General features: G+C 66.4%; 18 protein-coding genes. 11 read left to right on the top strand and 7 right to left on the bottom strand.

Annotation, left to right across the window (positions count from 1 at the left end):
• Positions 1–27: 27 nt before the first annotated feature.
• The 3 genes from J2T47_RS18635 (at position 28) to J2T47_RS18645 (ending at position 2,424) form a co-directional block, all read left to right on the top strand.
• Positions 28–717 carry a class I SAM-dependent methyltransferase gene (locus J2T47_RS18635; RefSeq protein ID WP_253449907.1) on the top strand — a complete coding sequence of 230 codons (690 nt, stop codon included), beginning with the start codon at positions 28–30 and terminating at the stop codon, positions 715–717.
• Between the two features lie 49 nt (positions 718–766).
• On the top strand, positions 767–1,249 hold the full coding sequence (locus J2T47_RS18640; protein ID WP_253449910.1) for an HIT family protein: 483 nt from the start codon (positions 767–769) through the stop codon (positions 1,247–1,249).
• 86 nt (positions 1,250–1,335) lie between these two features.
• Positions 1,336–2,424: an MBL fold metallo-hydrolase gene (locus J2T47_RS18645; RefSeq protein ID WP_253449913.1), complete on the top strand. Its 1,089-nt coding sequence runs from the start codon at positions 1,336–1,338 to the stop codon at positions 2,422–2,424.
• Positions 2,425–2,474: 50 nt separating this feature from the next.
• Here J2T47_RS18645 and J2T47_RS18650 read toward each other — a convergent pair whose 3' ends face one another.
• Positions 2,475–3,893 (bottom strand): alkaline phosphatase D family protein, encoded by a 1,419-nt coding sequence (locus J2T47_RS18650; protein WP_253449916.1) that lies wholly within the window; start codon positions 3,891–3,893, stop codon positions 2,475–2,477.
• Positions 3,894–4,060: 167 nt separating this feature from the next.
• On the bottom strand, positions 4,061–4,963 hold the full coding sequence (locus J2T47_RS18655; RefSeq protein ID WP_367399510.1) for a LysR substrate-binding domain-containing protein: 903 nt from the start codon (positions 4,961–4,963) through the stop codon (positions 4,061–4,063).
• A gap of 138 nt (positions 4,964–5,101) precedes the next feature.
• On the opposite strand from J2T47_RS18655, the gene J2T47_RS18660 reads away from it, so the two are divergent.
• Positions 5,102–6,052, top strand: coding sequence for a DMT family transporter (locus J2T47_RS18660; RefSeq protein ID WP_253449921.1), 951 nt, complete (start codon positions 5,102–5,104; stop codon positions 6,050–6,052).
• A 1-nt stretch (position 6,053) separates the two neighbouring features.
• Here the strand turns inward: J2T47_RS18660 and J2T47_RS18665 are convergent, their stop codons facing one another.
• Positions 6,054–6,752 carry an MOSC domain-containing protein gene (locus tag J2T47_RS18665; RefSeq protein ID WP_253449924.1) on the bottom strand — a complete coding sequence of 233 codons (699 nt, stop codon included), beginning with the start codon at positions 6,750–6,752 and terminating at the stop codon, positions 6,054–6,056.
• A gap of 133 nt (positions 6,753–6,885) precedes the next feature.
• Between J2T47_RS18665 and J2T47_RS18670 the strand changes: the two genes are divergently transcribed.
• Positions 6,886–7,125 carry a cytoplasmic protein gene (locus J2T47_RS18670; RefSeq protein ID WP_253449927.1) on the top strand — a complete coding sequence of 80 codons (240 nt, stop codon included), beginning with the start codon at positions 6,886–6,888 and terminating at the stop codon, positions 7,123–7,125.
• A gap of 329 nt (positions 7,126–7,454) precedes the next feature.
• On the opposite strand, the gene J2T47_RS18675 is transcribed toward J2T47_RS18670, so the two are convergent.
• Positions 7,455–8,381, bottom strand: a complete 927-nt coding sequence (locus J2T47_RS18675) for a LysR substrate-binding domain-containing protein (RefSeq protein WP_253449930.1) — start codon at positions 8,379–8,381, stop codon at positions 7,455–7,457.
• Positions 8,382–8,482: 101 nt separating this feature from the next.
• Here J2T47_RS18675 and J2T47_RS18680 point away from each other — a divergent pair, with 101 nt between their 5' ends.
• Together J2T47_RS18680 and J2T47_RS18685 are read left to right on the top strand one after the other, a co-directional pair.
• Positions 8,483–9,784 (top strand): MFS transporter, encoded by a 1,302-nt coding sequence (locus tag J2T47_RS18680; RefSeq protein WP_253449933.1) that lies wholly within the window; start codon positions 8,483–8,485, stop codon positions 9,782–9,784.
• Positions 9,785–9,822: 38 nt separating this feature from the next.
• Complete coding sequence (locus tag J2T47_RS18685; RefSeq protein ID WP_253449936.1) at positions 9,823–10,752, top strand: carbon-nitrogen hydrolase family protein; 930 nt, start codon at positions 9,823–9,825, stop codon at positions 10,750–10,752.
• Positions 10,753–10,790: 38 nt separating this feature from the next.
• Here the strand turns inward: J2T47_RS18685 and J2T47_RS18690 are convergent, their stop codons facing one another.
• Positions 10,791–11,774 carry an aldo/keto reductase gene (locus J2T47_RS18690; RefSeq protein ID WP_253449940.1) on the bottom strand — a complete coding sequence of 328 codons (984 nt, stop codon included), beginning with the start codon at positions 11,772–11,774 and terminating at the stop codon, positions 10,791–10,793.
• Positions 11,775–12,032: 258 nt separating this feature from the next.
• Here J2T47_RS18690 and J2T47_RS18695 point away from each other — a divergent pair, with 258 nt between their 5' ends.
• Genes J2T47_RS18695 through J2T47_RS18705 form a run of 3 tightly spaced genes read left to right on the top strand, consistent with a single transcriptional unit; the run spans position 12,033 to position 14,458 of the window.
• A complete protein-coding gene (locus J2T47_RS18695; RefSeq protein ID WP_253449943.1) occupies positions 12,033–12,362 on the top strand; it encodes a carboxymuconolactone decarboxylase family protein in 330 nt (109 codons plus the stop codon).
• Between the two features lie 10 nt (positions 12,363–12,372).
• Positions 12,373–13,380 (top strand): aldo/keto reductase, encoded by a 1,008-nt coding sequence (locus J2T47_RS18700; RefSeq protein ID WP_253449946.1) that lies wholly within the window; start codon positions 12,373–12,375, stop codon positions 13,378–13,380.
• Between the two features lie 34 nt (positions 13,381–13,414).
• Complete coding sequence (locus J2T47_RS18705; RefSeq protein WP_253449950.1) at positions 13,415–14,458, top strand: NAD(P)-dependent alcohol dehydrogenase; 1,044 nt, start codon at positions 13,415–13,417, stop codon at positions 14,456–14,458.
• 33 nt (positions 14,459–14,491) lie between these two features.
• Here the strand turns inward: J2T47_RS18705 and J2T47_RS18710 are convergent, their stop codons facing one another.
• The gene (locus J2T47_RS18710) at positions 14,492–15,385 is read right to left on the bottom strand and encodes a LysR family transcriptional regulator (protein ID WP_253449953.1); all 894 of its coding nucleotides are present in this window, start codon (positions 15,383–15,385) and stop codon (positions 14,492–14,494) included.
• Between the two features lie 57 nt (positions 15,386–15,442).
• On the bottom strand, positions 15,443–16,444 hold the full coding sequence (locus tag J2T47_RS18715; RefSeq protein WP_253449955.1) for a zinc-dependent alcohol dehydrogenase family protein: 1,002 nt from the start codon (positions 16,442–16,444) through the stop codon (positions 15,443–15,445).
• 105 nt (positions 16,445–16,549) lie between these two features.
• Here J2T47_RS18715 and J2T47_RS18720 point away from each other — a divergent pair, with 105 nt between their 5' ends.
• Positions 16,550–17,464 (top strand): LysR substrate-binding domain-containing protein, encoded by a 915-nt coding sequence (locus J2T47_RS18720; RefSeq protein WP_253449958.1) that lies wholly within the window; start codon positions 16,550–16,552, stop codon positions 17,462–17,464.
• The last annotated feature ends 23 nt before the right edge of the window (positions 17,465–17,487 follow it).

The raw sequence follows: 17,487 nt of genomic DNA on the forward strand, positions 1-17,487 counted from the left end.
ATGGACAGCACCGGGAAAGGACTCTGCATGACCCCCTCCGAACTGATGGCTCCCTTCCACGACCCCGAAGCTGCCGCGCGCTACGCGGAAAACCCGCCGCGTTTCGTCCCCGGCCTGTTCGACCTGCACCGCATGGCGGCCATCCTGCTGGCCGAACAGGCGCCGCGCGACGGCCACCTGCTGGTGCTGGGGGCGGGCGGCGGCATGGAGCTGCGCGCCTTCGCCGAAGCCCAGCCGGGCTGGCGTTTCACCGGCGTCGACCCCTCCGCCGAGATGCTCGCGGTAGCGGCGCAGATGCTCGGGCCCAATGCCAGCCGGGCCGACCTGCTGCAGGGCTATATCGAGGATGCGCCGCCAGGGCCGTTCGACGGCGGCGCCTGCCTGCTGACCCTGCACTTCCTGCCCGAGGCGGAACGCCTGCGCGTGCTGCGCGAGATCCACGCCCGGCTGAGGCCCGGCGCGGCCTTCGTCATGGCGCACCTGTGCGTGCCGCAAGGCGCTGGCGAGCGCGCGCGCTGGCTGTCGCGCTACGCCGAGTTCGCCGTCAGCGCGGGCATGGAGTCAGCCAATGCGCAGCAGGCACGCAACGCCGTGGATGCGCACCTGAACATCCTCACCCCCGAGCAGGACGAAGCGCTGCTCTGGGAGGCCGGCTTCAGCCGCATCGAAGCCTTCTACGTCGGCTTCGCCTTCCGCGGCTGGGTCGCGCTCGCCTGAGGCGCCTGTCTGCTAGGCTGGCGTCCCGTTTTGCGCTGGACGCCCGTCGATGCAGATACCTGCCACCCACGTCATCCACCAGACCGAGCACTGGCTGCTCAACCATCACCTGGCATCGGCCTTGCCCGGCTACCTGATGCTCGGCTCGAAGCAGCCGGTGGCATCCCTGGCCGACCTGCCGGAGGCCGCGCTGGCGGAAATGGGCGTGCTGATGGCGAAGGTCCAGCACATCCTCGAACAGACACTGCAACCCAGATGGCTGTACATCGGCCGCTTTGGCCATTCGCCAGGCTTCCCCATCCATTTCCATTTCATCCCGGTGTACGCCTGGGTCGAGGAGCTGTTCTGGGCCGATGAGCGCTATCGCGCATTAAGTCAGTTCGCCGCTATCGACGATGCCGCCACCCAGACCGACGGCGCCGAGCTGACCCTGTTCGTCTGGCGCGAATTCGGCGAAGCGCCCGTGCCGCCGGCGGTGCAGGGGCCGTCGGTCGAGCAGGTGATCGAGCGGCTGCGTAGTCGTTTTTCCTGAGCCTGCGCTTGTGCCGTAAGGTTGGCAGGAGCGACTAAGCTTCGGAGAGCCAGCGCCGCCGGGTGCTGGATCAGCGAGCGCTGGCCATGCGAATCATCCTCACCCTGTTCTTTGCGTTGCTGCTGGGCTGCACTCATTCGCCTGCATCCCGAGGGCTCAAGGTCGACAACCAGAGAGGGCTCCCCGAGCCGAAGTTGCAGTACCTGGGAGTCGGCGGCTGGCTGATCCACTGGGGAGGCGAAGGCGTGCTGATTGCGCCGATGTTCTCCAACCCGGGCCTGCCGGGCTTCCCGCCGCTTTTTGTGTCCGCCGACGAGAAGCGCATCGCCGACTACATGCCTCGCGCGGACGACGTCACCATGCTGCTGGTAGGGCACGCTCATTACGACCATCTGCTCGACGTGCCGAGGATAATGGATCGGTATACACCCAAGGCCAGGGTATTCGGTTCAGAAACGGTGGCGCACATTCTCCGCGCGCACCGCAGCGAGAACGACCCCCGGCCGCTGGTGGACCCGGCGCGTATCGTCGAGCCGGGCGGAGCCGAAATCGCGCCGGTAGGCCTGCCTGGCGTCAGGGGGACCTGGTTCTATTCGATCCGTGGCCGCATGCGTGACGGCGATACCGCGCAAAACCTCCCCGAAGGGCAGCCGCTGGGACGCATCCGGGCCATGCCGATTGCGAGCGAGCATGCCGGGCACGTGTTTCGTTACAATTTCCTGCCAGGCGCCTACGACGACGATCTGGGTCGGGTGCCCACGTACATCCGTGACTGGAAGCTCGGTCACCATACCTTCGCGTGGTTGATCGACCTGCTCGACGAAGCGGGCCGGCCGGTCTACCGCATCCATTTCCAGGACAGCGCAGCGAACCCTCCCTACGGCTTTCCGCCGCTGCTGGCGGACAGCAAAGCAGTGGATGTCGAGATACTCTGTGCGGCCAGTTGGAACCAGGTGGACTATTACCCCAATGGACTGCTGCAGGTGACCCGCCCCAGCCTCGTTCTGCTTGGGCACTGGGAGAACTTCTTCGGCAACGACCCGGGCGAACCGGCACGCACCATTCCGTTGCTGAATTACGCTGGCCTGATCGAGAACATCGAGGACTCGGGATACGCCGGGCGATACAAGGTTCTCGAACCATTGTCCGAAGTTGCCTTCCCGGCTCCAAGGTGAGCCACCATTTGGCGGGGCGCGGCAAGGTGGCCCCGCCTTTGCGGCCGGTGCTAGAAAGTGATCTTCTTTTTCTCCAGGGCGCTGCCCTTGCGGTCGTAGTAACGAACGACCAGGTCTGTGGGCGAAACCTCCAGGCGGGCGTAGTTGTCGTCCGAGTGGACCTGGGTCAGCCGCTTGCTGACGTATTGCTGCGGAGCGGTTCCCTGCAATGCGCTACCGAAAGCGAACTGATGCTCCTGCATATGTGCGGTTGGCCAGTAGAAGGACGAGGACACCACGAAGTGAACGGCAAAACTGCTGTCGTTCTTGAGCTCCAGCCGGCCGGCGAAAGAGCAGTGGACGTCGCCGGAGACGAAGACGACCTTGCGAATGCCCTTTGTCCGAATGTGTTCCAGTATGGTTTGCCGCTGCGCCTGGAAACCGCCCCACTTGTCGTCGTTCTCCGCAGCCATGTCGGGGAAGATGGGCACTGAAGTGACCACCAGTTTCACGCGGGCGGACTGGTCGTCGAGCCAGTCGAGCAAGGCTTTCATCTGCGTCTGGCTGATCATCTGGTGTCGGCTCGGGTCATCCGGCGCGATGACCCGCTCGGTGCGCGAATCCATGACGAACCAGTCGGCGCAACCATCGCTGAAGCTGTACCAATACCGGCGGGGAATCCCGTCGAGGCGGCCATCGGGCGTTACATTCAACAGCGGGCTGTGGCTGCACTGGTAGATCTGGTAGGCATACATTGCGTTGGTGAACAGTGTGGTCGCCGACTTGCGCTTGGCGCCCTTGGGCCAGTTGTCCTCGATTTCGTGATCATCCAGGATCATGTAGGTCGGCACATTCGCCATCAGTTTGCGGATGTAGGGTTGAGAGAAGACTGACCGGTAGCGTTCCAGGTACTGGAGAATGGTGGTGTCCGGGGCGATGAAATTCAGATCGTCCGCGTATATCTGGTCGCCGATCATCATCAGGCCGTCGACGGGGTCGTTCTTGCGCTTTTCCAGTATCGAGCGGAACAGTTTGTCGCCGCGGTCGTCGAACAGCGTTTGTTCGAACAGCCGCAACAGGTAGCGACAGGAGCCGACGGCGTAACGTCGTGGCGCGAGATCGTTGGCCGGGCTGGTGGTGAAACTATCGTATAGGCCATCGTCCGGGGTGGGCCATTCGAAGGTTCTCTCATCGATTGCAGGCAGGCTCTCCAGTTCAGTTTCGGCGAAGAACCAGCAAGCCTGATATTCATAGCGGGTGGCTGGAGTGAGCCCTTGTGGCACGAGCACGCCGGTAAAGTCGAAATTCAAGGTCAGCTTGTTGAACAGTGGCTTGGACCAGTTACCGCCGGCGGGGCGCCAGCGCAGTATCGCGAAGCAACGTCGGAATCCGTCGCCCTCGCGCTCCTGGCTGCCGCGCAGGAAGATGCGCACGAGGTCGGTCGAGGTATGGCCCACGATGGGACCCACGGTCGGTTGATTGAGCTTCATGAAGGGATCTCCGCTTCCTTGAAAGGGACCCGCTCCAGGAAAGCCATGCCTCGACAGGCAACGCCCGCTAAGCTCCGTTATCGTGCACGACCTGGAGGCCGCCGGTGCACGCCGGAGGGCATGCTCCAGATGGCATAGACGGTTTTCCGCGGATTTTCCTGCCAGGCTCAGATGGATCTGACCGAGGCCAGCAACCAGTCATGGAACAACTGCGCCGCCGGCGACAGCTGGCGGTGGCGCAGGGACACCAGGTACTCGCCGCGTTCGGTGACCATGGCCAGGTCGGTCACCCGCTGCATCTCGCCGTTGGCCACCGCTTCGTCGGCCATGAAGCCCCAGGCCAGGCCAATGCCCATGCCCTGCTGCACGGCGCGGTAGGCGAGGGTGAGCTGGTTGAACACCGGGTCGCTCTCCGCCGGCTGGTAATCCTTGCCGAAGTGGCCAAACCAGTCGTGCCAGTCCAGGCAGCTCCAGGCCGAAGTATCCAGTTGCACCAGCGGCGCGGCGGCGAGCTGGTCGAGGGTGGTGATGCGCGAGGCGTCGAAGTCCGGCCGGGCCACCGGGTAGACCACTTCGGGCAGCACGAAGCGGCTGTTCAGCGTGGTCCAGTCGCCCGCGCCGTAGAGGATGCCCAGGTCGAAATCCACCAGGCTGGCTTCGTCGATCTCATTGATCGCATGGACATGCACGGCGATGCCGGGATGCGCCTTGTTGAACTCGATCAGCTTGGGGAACAGCCAGAACTGCGCCAGTGCATGGGTCGCCAGCACCGACACGGCGTTGCTCTGGTGCACGTTGCGGATGCGCCGCACGCTGTGCTGCAAGCGGTCCAGCAGCATGTCCACGGTGGTCAGCAACTCCGCGCCGGCAGCGGTAAGGGTGACGCCGCGCGGCTTGCGCTCGAACAGCGGCACCTTGAGGCTGTCTTCCAGCGCGCGCATCTGCTTGCTCACCGCACTCTGGGTGAGAAACAGCTCGGTGGCGGCCTGGGTGAAGCTGCCATAGCGGCCCACGGCCTCGAAGGTGATGAGGGTTTCCAGGGGTGGCAGGGTGCGCAGGTAACGGCTGATGACGGCTCTCCGGTGAAAGGCCTGAGGTATTCCCGTGGGGAATGTCTCGGTGCGGATTTATCCTTGGTCAGAACCTACCACAACCGCTACCGTGGCGGCTCTTTATGGGCATTCACTGAAGTATCGAGGTTGTTGGAGATGAAACGCGGGGTGGTCTACGCAGGCATGGCAGGGGCGATCTGGGGCGGGGTGATCCTCGCACCGTCGCTGGTGCCGGAGTTCAACCCGCTGCTGATCAGCTCCGTGCGTTTCGCGCTGTATGGCGCCATCTCGCTGCTGATCGCCCTGCCGGTGGCCCTCGGGCTGCTGCGTCGGGTCAGCCGCGAGGACCTGTCGATGCTGATTCGCCTCTCCCTGGCCGGCAACCTGCTGTACTTCGCGCTGCTGTCGGCCGCGGTGCAGTTCGCCGGGGTGGCGGCGGCATCCCTGATCAACGGCATCATGCCGCTGGCGATCAGCTACCGCAGCCGTTCCGAGCAGGACTCGCTGCCGCTGTCGCGGATGAAGATGCCGCTGGCGCTGGTGGCGCTGGGCATCCTCTGCATCAACCTCGATCCGTCGGCGCTGATGGCTGCCGGCAGCACGCCGGGCGAGCGCATCCTCGGCATCGTCTGCGGCTTCTCGGCGGTGGTCTGCTGGTCCTGGTTTGCCACGGCCAACGCGCGCTACCTGAAGGCCAGCCACTTCAACAGCCACGAATGGTCGACGCTGACCGGCGTGGTCACTGGCGTCATGGCCGTGGTGCTGGCGGGCGTGGGCGTGCTGATTGCGCCGCAGGCGGTGCCGACCGGCATTTCCCCGGAGCGCTGGATGGTGTTCCTCTGGGTCTCGCTGTTCCTCGCCATCTTCGGCTCGTGGGTCGCCAATGGCCTGTGGAATGCCGCGACGCGCCGCCTGCCGATGAGCCTCGGTGGTCAGCTGATCGTCTTCGAAACGCTGTTCGCCTGCGCCTACGCCTACATCAACGAGCAGCGGCTGCCCGGCCCGGTGGAGGCGCTGGCGATTGTCCTGCTGACGGTCGGTGTGCTCTGGGCCATCGGCCTGCACCGTGCGCCGGCCGAGGTCCCGGCGCGCGCCGTGGAGTCCTGAGTCAGGCCTTCGGGCTGCCTTCCAGGCGTGGGCTCCAGTCTTCCACCGCGCCGTTCTCCAGGCGCCGCGTCAGGGTGCGGCGCCAGTTCGGCGGCAGCGGCAGTTCCAGGCATTCGCGCAGCACGTCGGTGTCCACGCGCTTGTCGAACAGCACGGCGGAAAGCCGTTGCAGCGACCACTCGGCATAGGGCCGCTCGACCAGTTCGAGTGTCGCTCCGGCGGCCACCGAGCCTTCCTGCAGCACCCGGTAATACCAGCCGGTGCGTCCCGATTCCTGCACGCGCAGGGCCATCTGCGCCACGTCGAAGCGGTCGTTGAGCTTCCAGCAGGGCATGCGTCCCTGGGACACCTCCAGCAAGGCCGTACCGGCGCGGATGCGGTCGCCCAGGCAGAGGTCCGCTTCGGTCCAGCCGGTGGTGCTGAAGTTTTCGCCGAAGGCTCCCGGTTGCTTCAACAGCGCATGCTCGCCCAGTTCGGCGGCCCAGTCTGCGTAGTGCTCGCGGGGGTAGTGATGGATGGCCTTTTCGATGCCGCCGTGGACGCGCAGGTCGCCTTGCTCGTCGCTCTCCAGCCCCAGCGTGGTCACCGCCAGCGTGGCCTGGCGCGGTTGCTTGGCGATGGCGCTGCGCGAGCCGGGGCGGGTGAAAGGCACGGCTTGGCCGGTGAGGAGGGTGTCGAGGGAAACGGCGGGCAGGCTCATGACGGGATTCTCGGGTCTGGAAATGGTGTCGACCAAAAACTACCTGGACAAAATCCGCCAGGACGGTAGGCTCTGTCAAGGTTTCGATTCGATACCAAGTAATTCGTCCGTTCGATTTTCGCGAGAGTCCGCCATGCACAAGTACCGCCTGATCATCCAGCGCCACGGCCAGTTGCTCGGCCATTTCGATTCCGACCTGCCCTGGGCTCGTGACGCCGTGCGCGCCATTGCCGAGAGCCTGGGCGGGCAGGGCTTTGACCTGGAGCTGCAGGTCGCCGACAGCGAACGCCGCCTGCTGGAAAGCTCGCCGGAGGGCATTCGGGTGTTGGCCAGCGAGCCTCTCTATCGGCCCATGCCGCTGGAAAGCCTCTGACGCGCGATGCCCGGAGCACTCCACGGCGGATAGCGCTCGGGCGTTATGCGCCCTACCAGAGCGTGAATAGGTGCTCTTCGTAGGAGCGAGCTTGCTCGCGAACGGATTTTCCGGCGGCGCCGGAGTTGGGCGGGTTCGCGAGCAAGCTCGCTCCTACAGGTTTGGCCCGGAGCTCGGTACGTAGAATCGTGGGCCAGGGTGGGCCGTTGTAGGAGCGAGCCATGCCCGCGATCCGGCTGGCAGGCCGGAACCTGGTCGAACCCGTTGTCCCGGCTGCGCCGGGATTTCGCGGAGAAGCTCCGCTCCTACAAGGGCAGGTGCCGCGCGCCTCACCCCAGCTTCTGCCCCAGCTCGCCGATGAACTGGCGCAGCCAGTCGTGGTGCGGTTTGTTGTGCCGGGCGATGTCCCAGAGCATGAAGCAGCGGAAGGACGGCACCGGGAAGGGCACCGGGCTGACGGTGAGGTCGGTCATCGCCGCGTAGCTCTCGGCGGCGAAGGTCGGGATGGTGGCGATCACATCGCTGCTCATCAGCGTCGTTAGCGCGCCGCTGAAATGGGTGAAGGAGGCGGTGACCCGGCGCGCATAGCCGGCGGCTTCGAACATGTCGTCGATGAAGCCGCGGCGGCCGTCGTAGGACACCCGCACATGGTTCGCCGCGAAGTATTCCTCCAGGCCGATGGGCTGGTCCGCCGCCCGGCCGCGCGGGCGGAACAGGCAGGAGTAGGACGAGGAGAACAGTACCTGGGAGGAGTAGCTGGTGCCGAAATCCTTGGGCTCGCTGCAGATCACCAGGTCCATGTCCGGGTCCTGCAGGGACTGCTTCCACAGCGAGCTGTTGCTCTGGTGGAAGGCGAAGCTCACGCCCAGACTTTGCGCGGCCGCGGCGTTGACGATGCGTGGCGCGAGGTACGCCTCGATGTCGTCGGAGAGGCCGATGTTGAACACGTAGCTGGAGTCGCGGGCGGAGAATTCCGGTTCGCTGCCCAGCACGCCGGAGATCGAGGTGAGCGCCTCGGCGATCTTCGGTGCCAGTTCCATCGCCTTGCGCGTGGGCTGCATGCCCGAGGCGGTGCGGATGAACAGTTCGTCAGCGAAATGCTCGCGCAGCCGGCGCAGCGCCGCGCTCACCGCGCCCTGGGTCACGTGCAGCACGGCCGAGGCGCGGGTGGCGCTGCGCTCGGTCATCAGGCAGTGGAAGGTGAGCAGAAGGTTGAGGTCGATCCGCGAGATATTACGTACGTTAATCCGGCTCATATTTCCTAATCGTTTGCCCTGCGCCCGCGGGGATTCCTAGTCTGGCGTCCACACAACCATAACAAGGGATGGAGAATCCTGTGGACGCGATTTCGCAAAGCATGGGTGCAAGCAGCATCCGTACCAGGGGCGGGCAGTCGGATATCCGCAAGCGGGCCATCGCGGTCGGCATCGGCAATTTCATGGAGTGGTTCGACTTCGCCATCTACGGCTACTTCGCCGCGGTGATCGGCATGCTGTTCTTCCCCTCCAGCGCGCCGGGGGTCTCGCTGCTCTCGTCGCTGGCGGTGTTCGCCGTGGGCTTCCTCTCGCGGCCTTTCGGCGCGCTGATCCTCGGCCCCATCGGCGACCGATTCGGCCGCCGCGCGGTGCTGATTATCACGGTGTTCGGCATGGGCGTGTGCACCACCATCATCGGCCTGCTGCCCTCCTATGAGGCAATCGGCATCGCTGCGCCGATCCTGCTGATCGCCATGCGCTTCATCCAGGGCATGATGGTCGGCGGCGAGTGGTCCAGCGCCGGCATCTACATCGTCGAGAGCGCGCCGTCGAACCGCCGCGCCACCGCTGCCAGCGTGATCACCGGCACCGCGGGGCTGGCCTTCCTGTTCGGCACCTTCACCGCCGCGAGCATTGCCTCGGCGCTGGACGATGCGCAGCTGGCGGCCTGGGGCTGGCGCCTGCCGTTCGTGGCCTCCATCGTGATGACCGGCATCGCCGTGTTCATCCGCCGCAAGCTGGGTGACACCCCGGTCTACGAGGAAATGGTGCGCCAGCGCGATGCGCTCAAGGCTCAGGCGCCGAGCAAGGCCGTGCGCCGCCGTGCCTTCATCACCACCTTCGCCTTTTCCGCGCTGTTCGGCGTATCGCTGTACTACTTCATCACCTACGCCAACAACCACCTGGTCAGCACCGTCGGCCTGCCGCGCAGCAGCGCGCTGTGGCTGTGCAGCATCGCGCTGGTGGTCTACGTCATCGTCAACCCGCTGATCGGCCGCCTGAGCGACGCCATCGGCCGGCGCAAGCTCCTGCTGGGCGCGGCCGCCGCGCTGACGCTGCTGGCCTATCCGATCTTCCTGCTGCTCAACACCGGCAACCCGCTGGCGATCCTCGCCGGGCTCACGGTGATGGGGGTGCTGGTGGCGATCACTGCGGTGATGGATGTGGTGCTGCTGGTGGAGGTCTTCCCGGCGTCGATCCGCTCCACCGGCGCGGCCCTGGGGCACAACCTGGCCCTGGCGATCCTCGCCGGCCCAGGCCCCTTCATCGCTGCCGCGCTGATCCGCCAGACCGGCGATGCGAACCTGCCGGCGGCCTATCTGGCGGCGGTCTCCCTGGTGTGCCTGGTGGTGCTGTGGAAGACCCTGCCGGAAACCCGCGACAACGACATCAGCCGCTTTTAAGCCAAGTGCTCAGATTTTCAGCCCAGACAGGAGTCCCCATGACCCGTGTAGCAATCATCCAGGCCGCCTCCGTGCCCTACGAACCCATGGCCAGCGTCGAGAAGGCCGCCGGCATCCTGCGCCGGGTGGCGGAGCAGGGCGCGAAACTGGCGGTGTTCCCCGAGGCCTACATCGGCGGCTACCCCAAGGGTGCGGCCTTCGGCAGCGTGGTGGGCAACCGCAGCGCCGCCGGCCGCGAGCTGTACCAGCGCTACGTCGAAGGCGCCGTGGCGCTGGACGGCCCGGAGCTGGCGGCGCTGGCCGAGAGCGTCGAGCAGACCGGCGTGACCACGGTGGTCGGCATCATCGAGCGCCACGGTCGCACCCTCTACTGCACCGCCGTGACCCTGGTGCCGGGCCGCGGCATCGCCGGCTATCACCGCAAGCTGATGCCCACCGGGCAGGAGCGGCTGATCTGGGGCTTCGGCGACGGCTCGACCATCGAGCCGGTGCAGACCGACTTCGGTGTGCTGGGCAGCGTGATCTGCTGGGAGAACTACATGCCGGCGCTGCGCCAGGCCATGTATGCGCAAGGGGTGCAGCTGTACTGCGCACCGACGGCGGATGATCGTCCGTCCTGGGCCGCGTCGATGCAGCACATCGCGCTGGAAGGCCGGGTGTTCGTGCTCTCGGCCTGCCAGGCGATCCGCCTCGGCGAGTATCCGCAGCAGCACCGCGAGGCCTTCGGGCTGGCCCACCAGGAAGACGACTACGTCATGCGCGGCGGCAGCATGATCGTCAGCCCGCTGGGCGAGGTGCTGGCCGGGCCGGTGTTCGATTGCGAGACCGAGCTGTATGCCGACCTCGACCTGGGCCTGCTGGAGCAGGGCAACCTCGACTTCGATGTGGTCGGCCACTACGCACGGCCGGACGTCTTCGAACTCAAGGTGAATACCGCGCCGCTGCGCCCGGTGACTTTCGAGGGATGACGGCAAGCGCCCGGCGCCCATTGGCGCCGGGCTTCTTCTCAGCGATCGACGCGTTGTTGCAGGTGCGCCGGGTAGCGCTCGCCAACGATCTCGATCTCGCGCAGCGCCGCTTCGATGGCGGCGAGGTCGGTGGCGTCCAGCACCAGTGAGGCCGCGCCGAGGTTCTCTTCCAGGCGGTGCAGCTTGGTGGTGCCGGGGATCGGCACAATCCACGGCTGCCGGGCGAGCAGCCAGGCGATGGCGATCTGCGCGCGGGTCGCGCCCTTGCTCTCGGCGAGGTGGCCGAGCACGTCGATCAGCCCGGCATTGGCCTTGCGGTTCTCCTCGGAGAAGCGCGGCACGACGTTGCGGAAATCATTGGCCGAGAACTGCGTGCGCTCGTCGATGGCGCCCGTGAGGAAGCCCTTGCCCAGCGGGCTGAAGGGCACGAAGCCGATACCCAGTTCGCCCAGCAGCGGGAGGATTTCCTTCTCCGGCTCGCGCCACCACAGCGAGTACTCGCTCTGCAGTGCCGCCACCGGCTGCACCGCGTGGGCTCGGCGGATGGATTGCACGCCGGCTTCGGAGAGGCCGAAGTGCTTCACCTTGCCCTCGCGGATCAGCTCGCCGACGGTGCCGGCGACGTCTTCCATGGGCACGCCGGGGTCGACCCGGTGCTGGTAGAAGAGGTCGATGCGGTCGGTTTTAAGGCGCTTGAGCGAGGCTTCCGCCACGGCGCGGATGTTCTCCGGGCGGCTGTCCAGGCCCAGGGACACGTCTCCATCCCGGAAGCCGAACTTGGTGGCAATCACCACCTGGTCGCGCACTGGCGCCAGGGCCTCGCCCAGCAGTTCCTCGTTGGCGAAGGGACCGTAGGCCTCGGCGGTGTCGAAGAAGGTCACGCCGCTGTCGAAGGCGGTGCGTAACAAACGGATGCCATCGTAACGGTCGACCGCCGGCCCGTAGCCGTAGCTCAGGCCCATGCAGCCCAGGCCCAGGGTCGATACCTGCAGGCCGTTGCGGCCCAGAGTGCGCTTGTCCATTGGGTTCTCTCCTATTGAAAGTCAGTCCTGAAGCGGGACGGGCAGGAATGCCCGGCGAAACGTCTGGAATGAACTTTACTCAAGGACTTTCGCCGTGATTAGACGGGCAAAAGCGCATTCGCCTATGAGCCTGGCTCATGGATTATGGGGGATCATTCATGAGGCTGTCTCATAGGTCCAAGCGCGTTTCTGCGCTTAATCGCCGGCGTGGCAGGGCCTAGCATGGTTCACCAGTTCACTAGCGAAGCGGAGAACACCATGAGCAAATCAGCTTCCACCGCCCACAAGGCTTTCGGCGACATTGCCCCGGCGCTGGCCGACTACACCGACCAGGTGCTGTTCGGCGATGTCTGGGAGCGCCCCGGCCTCTCGCCGCGTGACCGCAGCCTGGTCACCGTCTCCAGCCTGGTGGCGCGCTACCAGGCCAACGAACTGCACTTCCACCTGGGCAAGGCGCTGGACAACGGCCTGACCCGCGAGGAACTGATCGAGGCCATCACCCACCTGGCCTTCTATTCCGGCTGGCCCACGGCCTCCACCGCGCTGGGCGTCGCCCGCCGCGTGTTCGCCGAGCGCGATGCCGCCTGAGGAGCATTCCATGGAATACCGTTACCTGGGCCGTAGCGCCCTGAAAGTCTCGCCCCTGTGCCTGGGCGCGATGATGTTCGGCGGCGAGACCGACGAGCCGACCTCGCGCCGCATCATCGACAAGGCCTTCGAGCAGGGCGTCAATTTCCTCGACACCGCGGATGTCTATCACAAGGGGCGTTCCGAAGAGATCGTCGGCCGCGCGGTGGCCGCCCGGCGCGATGACTGGGTGATCGCCAGCAAGTTCGGCAATGCCCTGGGCGATGGCCCGAATCACCGTGGCCAGTCGCGCAAGTGGATCTACCAGGCGGTGGAAGACAGCCTGCGCCGGCTGGGCACCGACTACCTGGACATCCTCTACTTCCACCGCACCGACGTCGACGCGCCGCTGGAGGAGGGCCTGCGCGCGGTGGGCGAGCTGATCCGCCAGGGCAAGGTGCGTTACTACGGCCTGTCCAATTTCCGTGGCTGGCGGATCGCCGAGGTGGTGCGCCTGGCCGATCAGCTGGGCATGGACCGGCCCGTCTGCAGCGAGCCGCTGTACAACCTGGTGGACCGCACCGCCGAGGTCGAGCAGCTGCCGGTCGCCGGCCACTACGGCATCGGCGTGGTGCCCTACAGTCCGCTGGCCCGTGGCGTGCTCACCGGCAAGTACCGGCCCGGCGCCGAGCCGCCGGCGGACTCCCGCGTCGGCCGTGGCGACAAGCGCATCCAGCAGACCGAGTGGCGCCCCGAGTCGCTGCAGATCGCCCAGCGCATCGCTGAGCATGCTATCGCCCGTGGCACCACGCCGGCCGCTTTCGCCCTGGCCTGGGTGCTGCACAACCCCCTGGTCAGTTCGCTGATCGCCGGCCCGCGCACCGAGGAGCACTGGGACGGCTACCTGCCGGCACTGGATCTCCAGTTGACCGCCGAGGACGAAACCTTCGTGGACAGCCTGGTGCCGCCCGGCCATGCCTCCACCCCCGGCTACAGCGATCCCGCCTATCCGGTCGAAGGCCGCCCGGCCCGCCGTTGAAATCCATCCATTCGAAGCGTCAGGAGCAATGCCGATGAAGACCCTTGGATACGCCGCGCAGAACCCGCAGGACCCGCTCGGACCCTTCACCTTCGAGCGCCGTTCGCTGCGCGACAACGACGTGGCGATGGACGTGCTCTACTGCGGCGTCTGCCACTCCGACCTGCACCAGGCCCGCAATGACTGGGGCTTCAGCCGTTACCCGATGGTGCCGGGCCACGAGATCGTCGGTCGGGTTACCGCCGTCGGGCCGAAGGTGACGCGCTACCAGGTTGGCGACGCCGTGGCAGTGGGCTGCATGGTGGACTCCTGCCAGGAGTGCGACCAGTGCCGCAAGGGCGAAGAGCAACTGTGCCGCAAGGGCAACACCCAGACCTACAACGACCGCGACCGGGTGACCCGCGAAGCGACCCAGGGCGGCTATTCCAGGCAGCTGGTGGTGCGGGAGGAATTCGTCCTGCGCGTGCCTGACGGCCTGGACCTGAGCAAGGCGGCACCGCTGCTCTGCGCCGGCATCACCACCTATTCGCCGCTGCGCACCTGGAACGTCGGGCCGGGCAGCCGTGTGGGCGTGGTCGGCCTCGGCGGGCTGGGGCACATGGCGGTGAAGCTGGCGGTCGGCCTGGGCGCCACCGTTACCGTCCTCAGCCGCACGCCGGACAAGCGCAGCGATGCCCTGGAACTGGGCGCCGACGCGCTGCTGGTGTCCGCCGATGCCGAGGCGATGAAGGCTGCGGCCAACAGCTTCGACCTGATCATCGACACCGTGCCGGTGAAGCATGACCTCAAGCCCTACATGCCGTTGCTCGATGTGGACGGCACCCTGGTGCTGGTGGGGCAGGTCGGGCCCATCGACGAGATCAGCAGCATCCCGCTGCTGCTCGGCCGTCGACGCATTGCCGGCTCGCCCATCGGTGGCATCGCCGAAACCCAGGAGATGCTCGATTTCTGCGGCAAGAAGAACATCCTGCCGGAGTGCGAGATGATCCGCATGGACGAGATCAACCATGCCTATGAGCGGATGGAACGCTCGGATGTGCGCTACCGCTTCGTCATCGACCTGGCCACGCTGAGCTGAGGCAACAGGCCGGGCGCGCCCTGCGCCCGGCTTTCACTCGCGGTGGCGCAACGCGTCCACCAGCACCGTGAAGGCGCGGGATTTCTGCCGCCGGCTGGGGTAGTAGAGGTGGTAGCCGGGGAAGGTCGGGCACCAGTCTTCCAGCACCTTCTGCAGGCGTCCGGCGGCGACGTGCTCGGTGACCATGTCTTCGGGCAGATAGGCCAGGCCGAAACCATCCAGCGCGGCGCGCAGGATATGCGGGCTGCTGTTGAAGGTCAGCTGGCCTTCCACCCGTGCCTTCACTTCATGCCCGTCCTTGGCGAACTCCCAGGCCATCAGCCCGCCGTAGGTGGGCAGGCGCAGGTTCAGGCAGTCGTGGCTGGCCAGTGCCGGCACGTCCAGTGCGCGGCTTTTGCGGGCGAGGTAAGCGGGGCTGGCCACTACCGCCATGCGCAGGTCCGGGGCGATGCGCACGGCGATCATGTCCTTGGCCACCTGGTCGCCCAGGCGTACGCCGGCATCGAAGCGTTCGGCGGCGATGTCGGTGAGGCCGTAGTCGATGCTCACCTCGACCTTGATGTCCGGATAATCCGGCAGCACTTTCGCCAGCTTCGGCCAGAGCACGGTGCTGGCCGCGTGCTCGGCAGCGGTGATGCGCAGGGTGCCGACCGGCTTGTCGCGCAAGTCACTCAGGGCCGCCAGCTCCGCCTCGATCTCCTCGAAGCGCGGGGCCAGGGTCTGCATCAGGCGTTCGCCGGCTTCGGTGGGCGAAACACTGCGGGTGGTGCGGCTGAGCAGACGCAGCCCCAGGCGTGTCTCCAGCGCACGGATGGTGTGGCTCAGCGCCGACTGGGAGACACCCAGTTGCGCCGCCGCCTTGGTGAAACTGCCTTCGCGCGCCACGGTGACGAAGGCGATCAGATCGTTGAAGTTTTCCCTAGGCATCTCGGCTCCGCTGCGTCCAGCGCGGCGGGAGCCGCGCCGGGGCAGTGTATCCGATGGCTAGAGGGTGACCACGACCTTGCCGAACTGTTGGTTGGATTCCAGGTAGCGGTAGGCCTCGGCTATCTCGTCGAAGGCGAAGCTGCGGGCGATCACCGGGCGCAGGGAGCCGTCCGCCAGGCCGGCGAAGATGAACGCCTTGGCGTCCTGCAGGCGGGCCGCATCGTCCAGTACTTCATAGACACGGTAGCCGCGCAGGATCAGTGATCGACTCAGTACCTCGAACAGCGGGAAGGGCGTGGGCTCGGGGCTCAGGCCGCCGTACTCGATGAGGATGCCGCCCTCGGCCATGGCGGCGGTCAGCGCTTCGAAGATCGGCCCGCCCACCGGGTCGAACACCACCCGTGCGCCGACTTCGCCAGTGATCTCGAGCAGGCGGGTGCGCAGGTTTTCGTCCTCGCTGGCGATCACCTCGGCAGCCCCCGCTTGCAGCAGGGCCTCGCGCTTGGCCGAGGTGCGGGTCACGGCGATGGGCACCGCGCCCACGCGCCGCGCGATCTGGATCGCGGCGAGGCCGACGCTGCTGGATGCGGCGGTGATGACGACGAAGTCGCCCTCGCGCAGCCCGGCCACCTGAACCAGCGCACCATAGGCAGTGAGAAATTGCATCCAGGTGGCAGCGGCTTCGCTCCAGGCTTGCCCCGGTGGGTTCTTCACCAGGCGAGTTTGCGGGACCACCAGACGCTCGGCGTGGGTCGGGTCGGCCTTCATCGAGCTTGGCGGCAGGATGCTCACCGCATCCCCCGGAGCGAAGTCGCGCACCGCGCTGCCCACCGCTTCGACCACGCCCGTGGCTTCCAGCCCGAGGCCGGAGGGGAACTGCGCGCGCTCGATGTAGCGGTCAGTGCGCAGCAGCGATTCGGCGCGATTCAGGCCCAGGGACCTGACCCGGATGCTCACTTCATCCGCGCCGGGTTGGCGAACGTCCACGGGCTCGATGCGCAGGACTTCCGGGCCGCCGAACTGGTGGAAACGAACGGCGCGGGTCTTGGTGCTTTCCATGTGATGCTCCCATACGAAATTGATTTGACGTAAAGCGACTATCAGTCATGGGATTCAGCCAATAAATGGCGTATAGAAGCAGTGGGTCGAAATCAGGAGTTTCGAATGGATCGTCTGACCAGCATGGAAGTCTTTGTCCGCGCGGTGGATCTCGGGTCCTTCGCGGCGGCGGCGGATGCCCTGGAAATGTCCGCACCGATGGTGGGCAAGCATGTGCGCTTTCTCGAAGAGCGCCTCGGCGCCCAGTTGCTGATGCGCAGCACGCGCCGGCAGAGCCTGACCGAGGCCGGGCGGATCTACTACGAGCGCTGTCGTGCGCTGCTGGCCGATGCGGAGGCGGCGGACATCCTTGCCGCCGGCGAGGTGGCCGAGCCGCGAGGCCGGCTGCGGGTGGCGATGCCGGTGCATTTTGGTCGGCGCTGCGTGGCGCCGGTCCTGCTGGAACTGGCGCAGCGCTATCCGCAACTCGAACTGGACCTGCGCTTCAGCGACCGCCTGACGGACCTGGCGGATGAGCAGATCGACCTGGCGATCCGCACCGGCGAGCCGCAGCCCAGGGACGGCATCATCGCGCGGCGCATCGGCCGGCAGCGCATGGTGGTCTGTGCTGCGCCAGCTTACCTGGAGGAGCACGGGCGGCCGGACAGCATCGAGGCGCTGGCCGCGCACCGGGTGCTGGTCTATCACCGCTCCGGGCGGATCAATCCCTGGTTGTTCCCCGGTGAGGGGCAGCAACCGACAGCGTTCGCGCCAAGCTCCCGGCTGCGATTCGACGACCTCGCTGCCATTGCCGATGCGGCGGTACGCGGCATGGGGCTGGCGTGGTTGCCTTACTGGCTGGTGCGCGAAGTCATCAGGGACGGTGCACTGGAGGAGTTGTTGCCGGGGCAGCCGGGCTTCCTCTATGACGTGCATGCGACCTGGCTGCAGACCGCCCAGTTGCCGCGCAAGGTGCGCCTGGCGATCGACGCCCTGGTCGAGGTGATACCCGGCCTGGTGATGCCGGGCGTGCAGGAGTAGGGCGGCGCTACTGGCCGCCCCTG

Origin of the sequence: Pseudomonas nitroreducens (assembly GCF_024170165.1) — a bacterium.
Lineage (GTDB): Bacteria > Pseudomonadota > Gammaproteobacteria > Pseudomonadales > Pseudomonadaceae > Pseudomonas > Pseudomonas nitroreducens_C.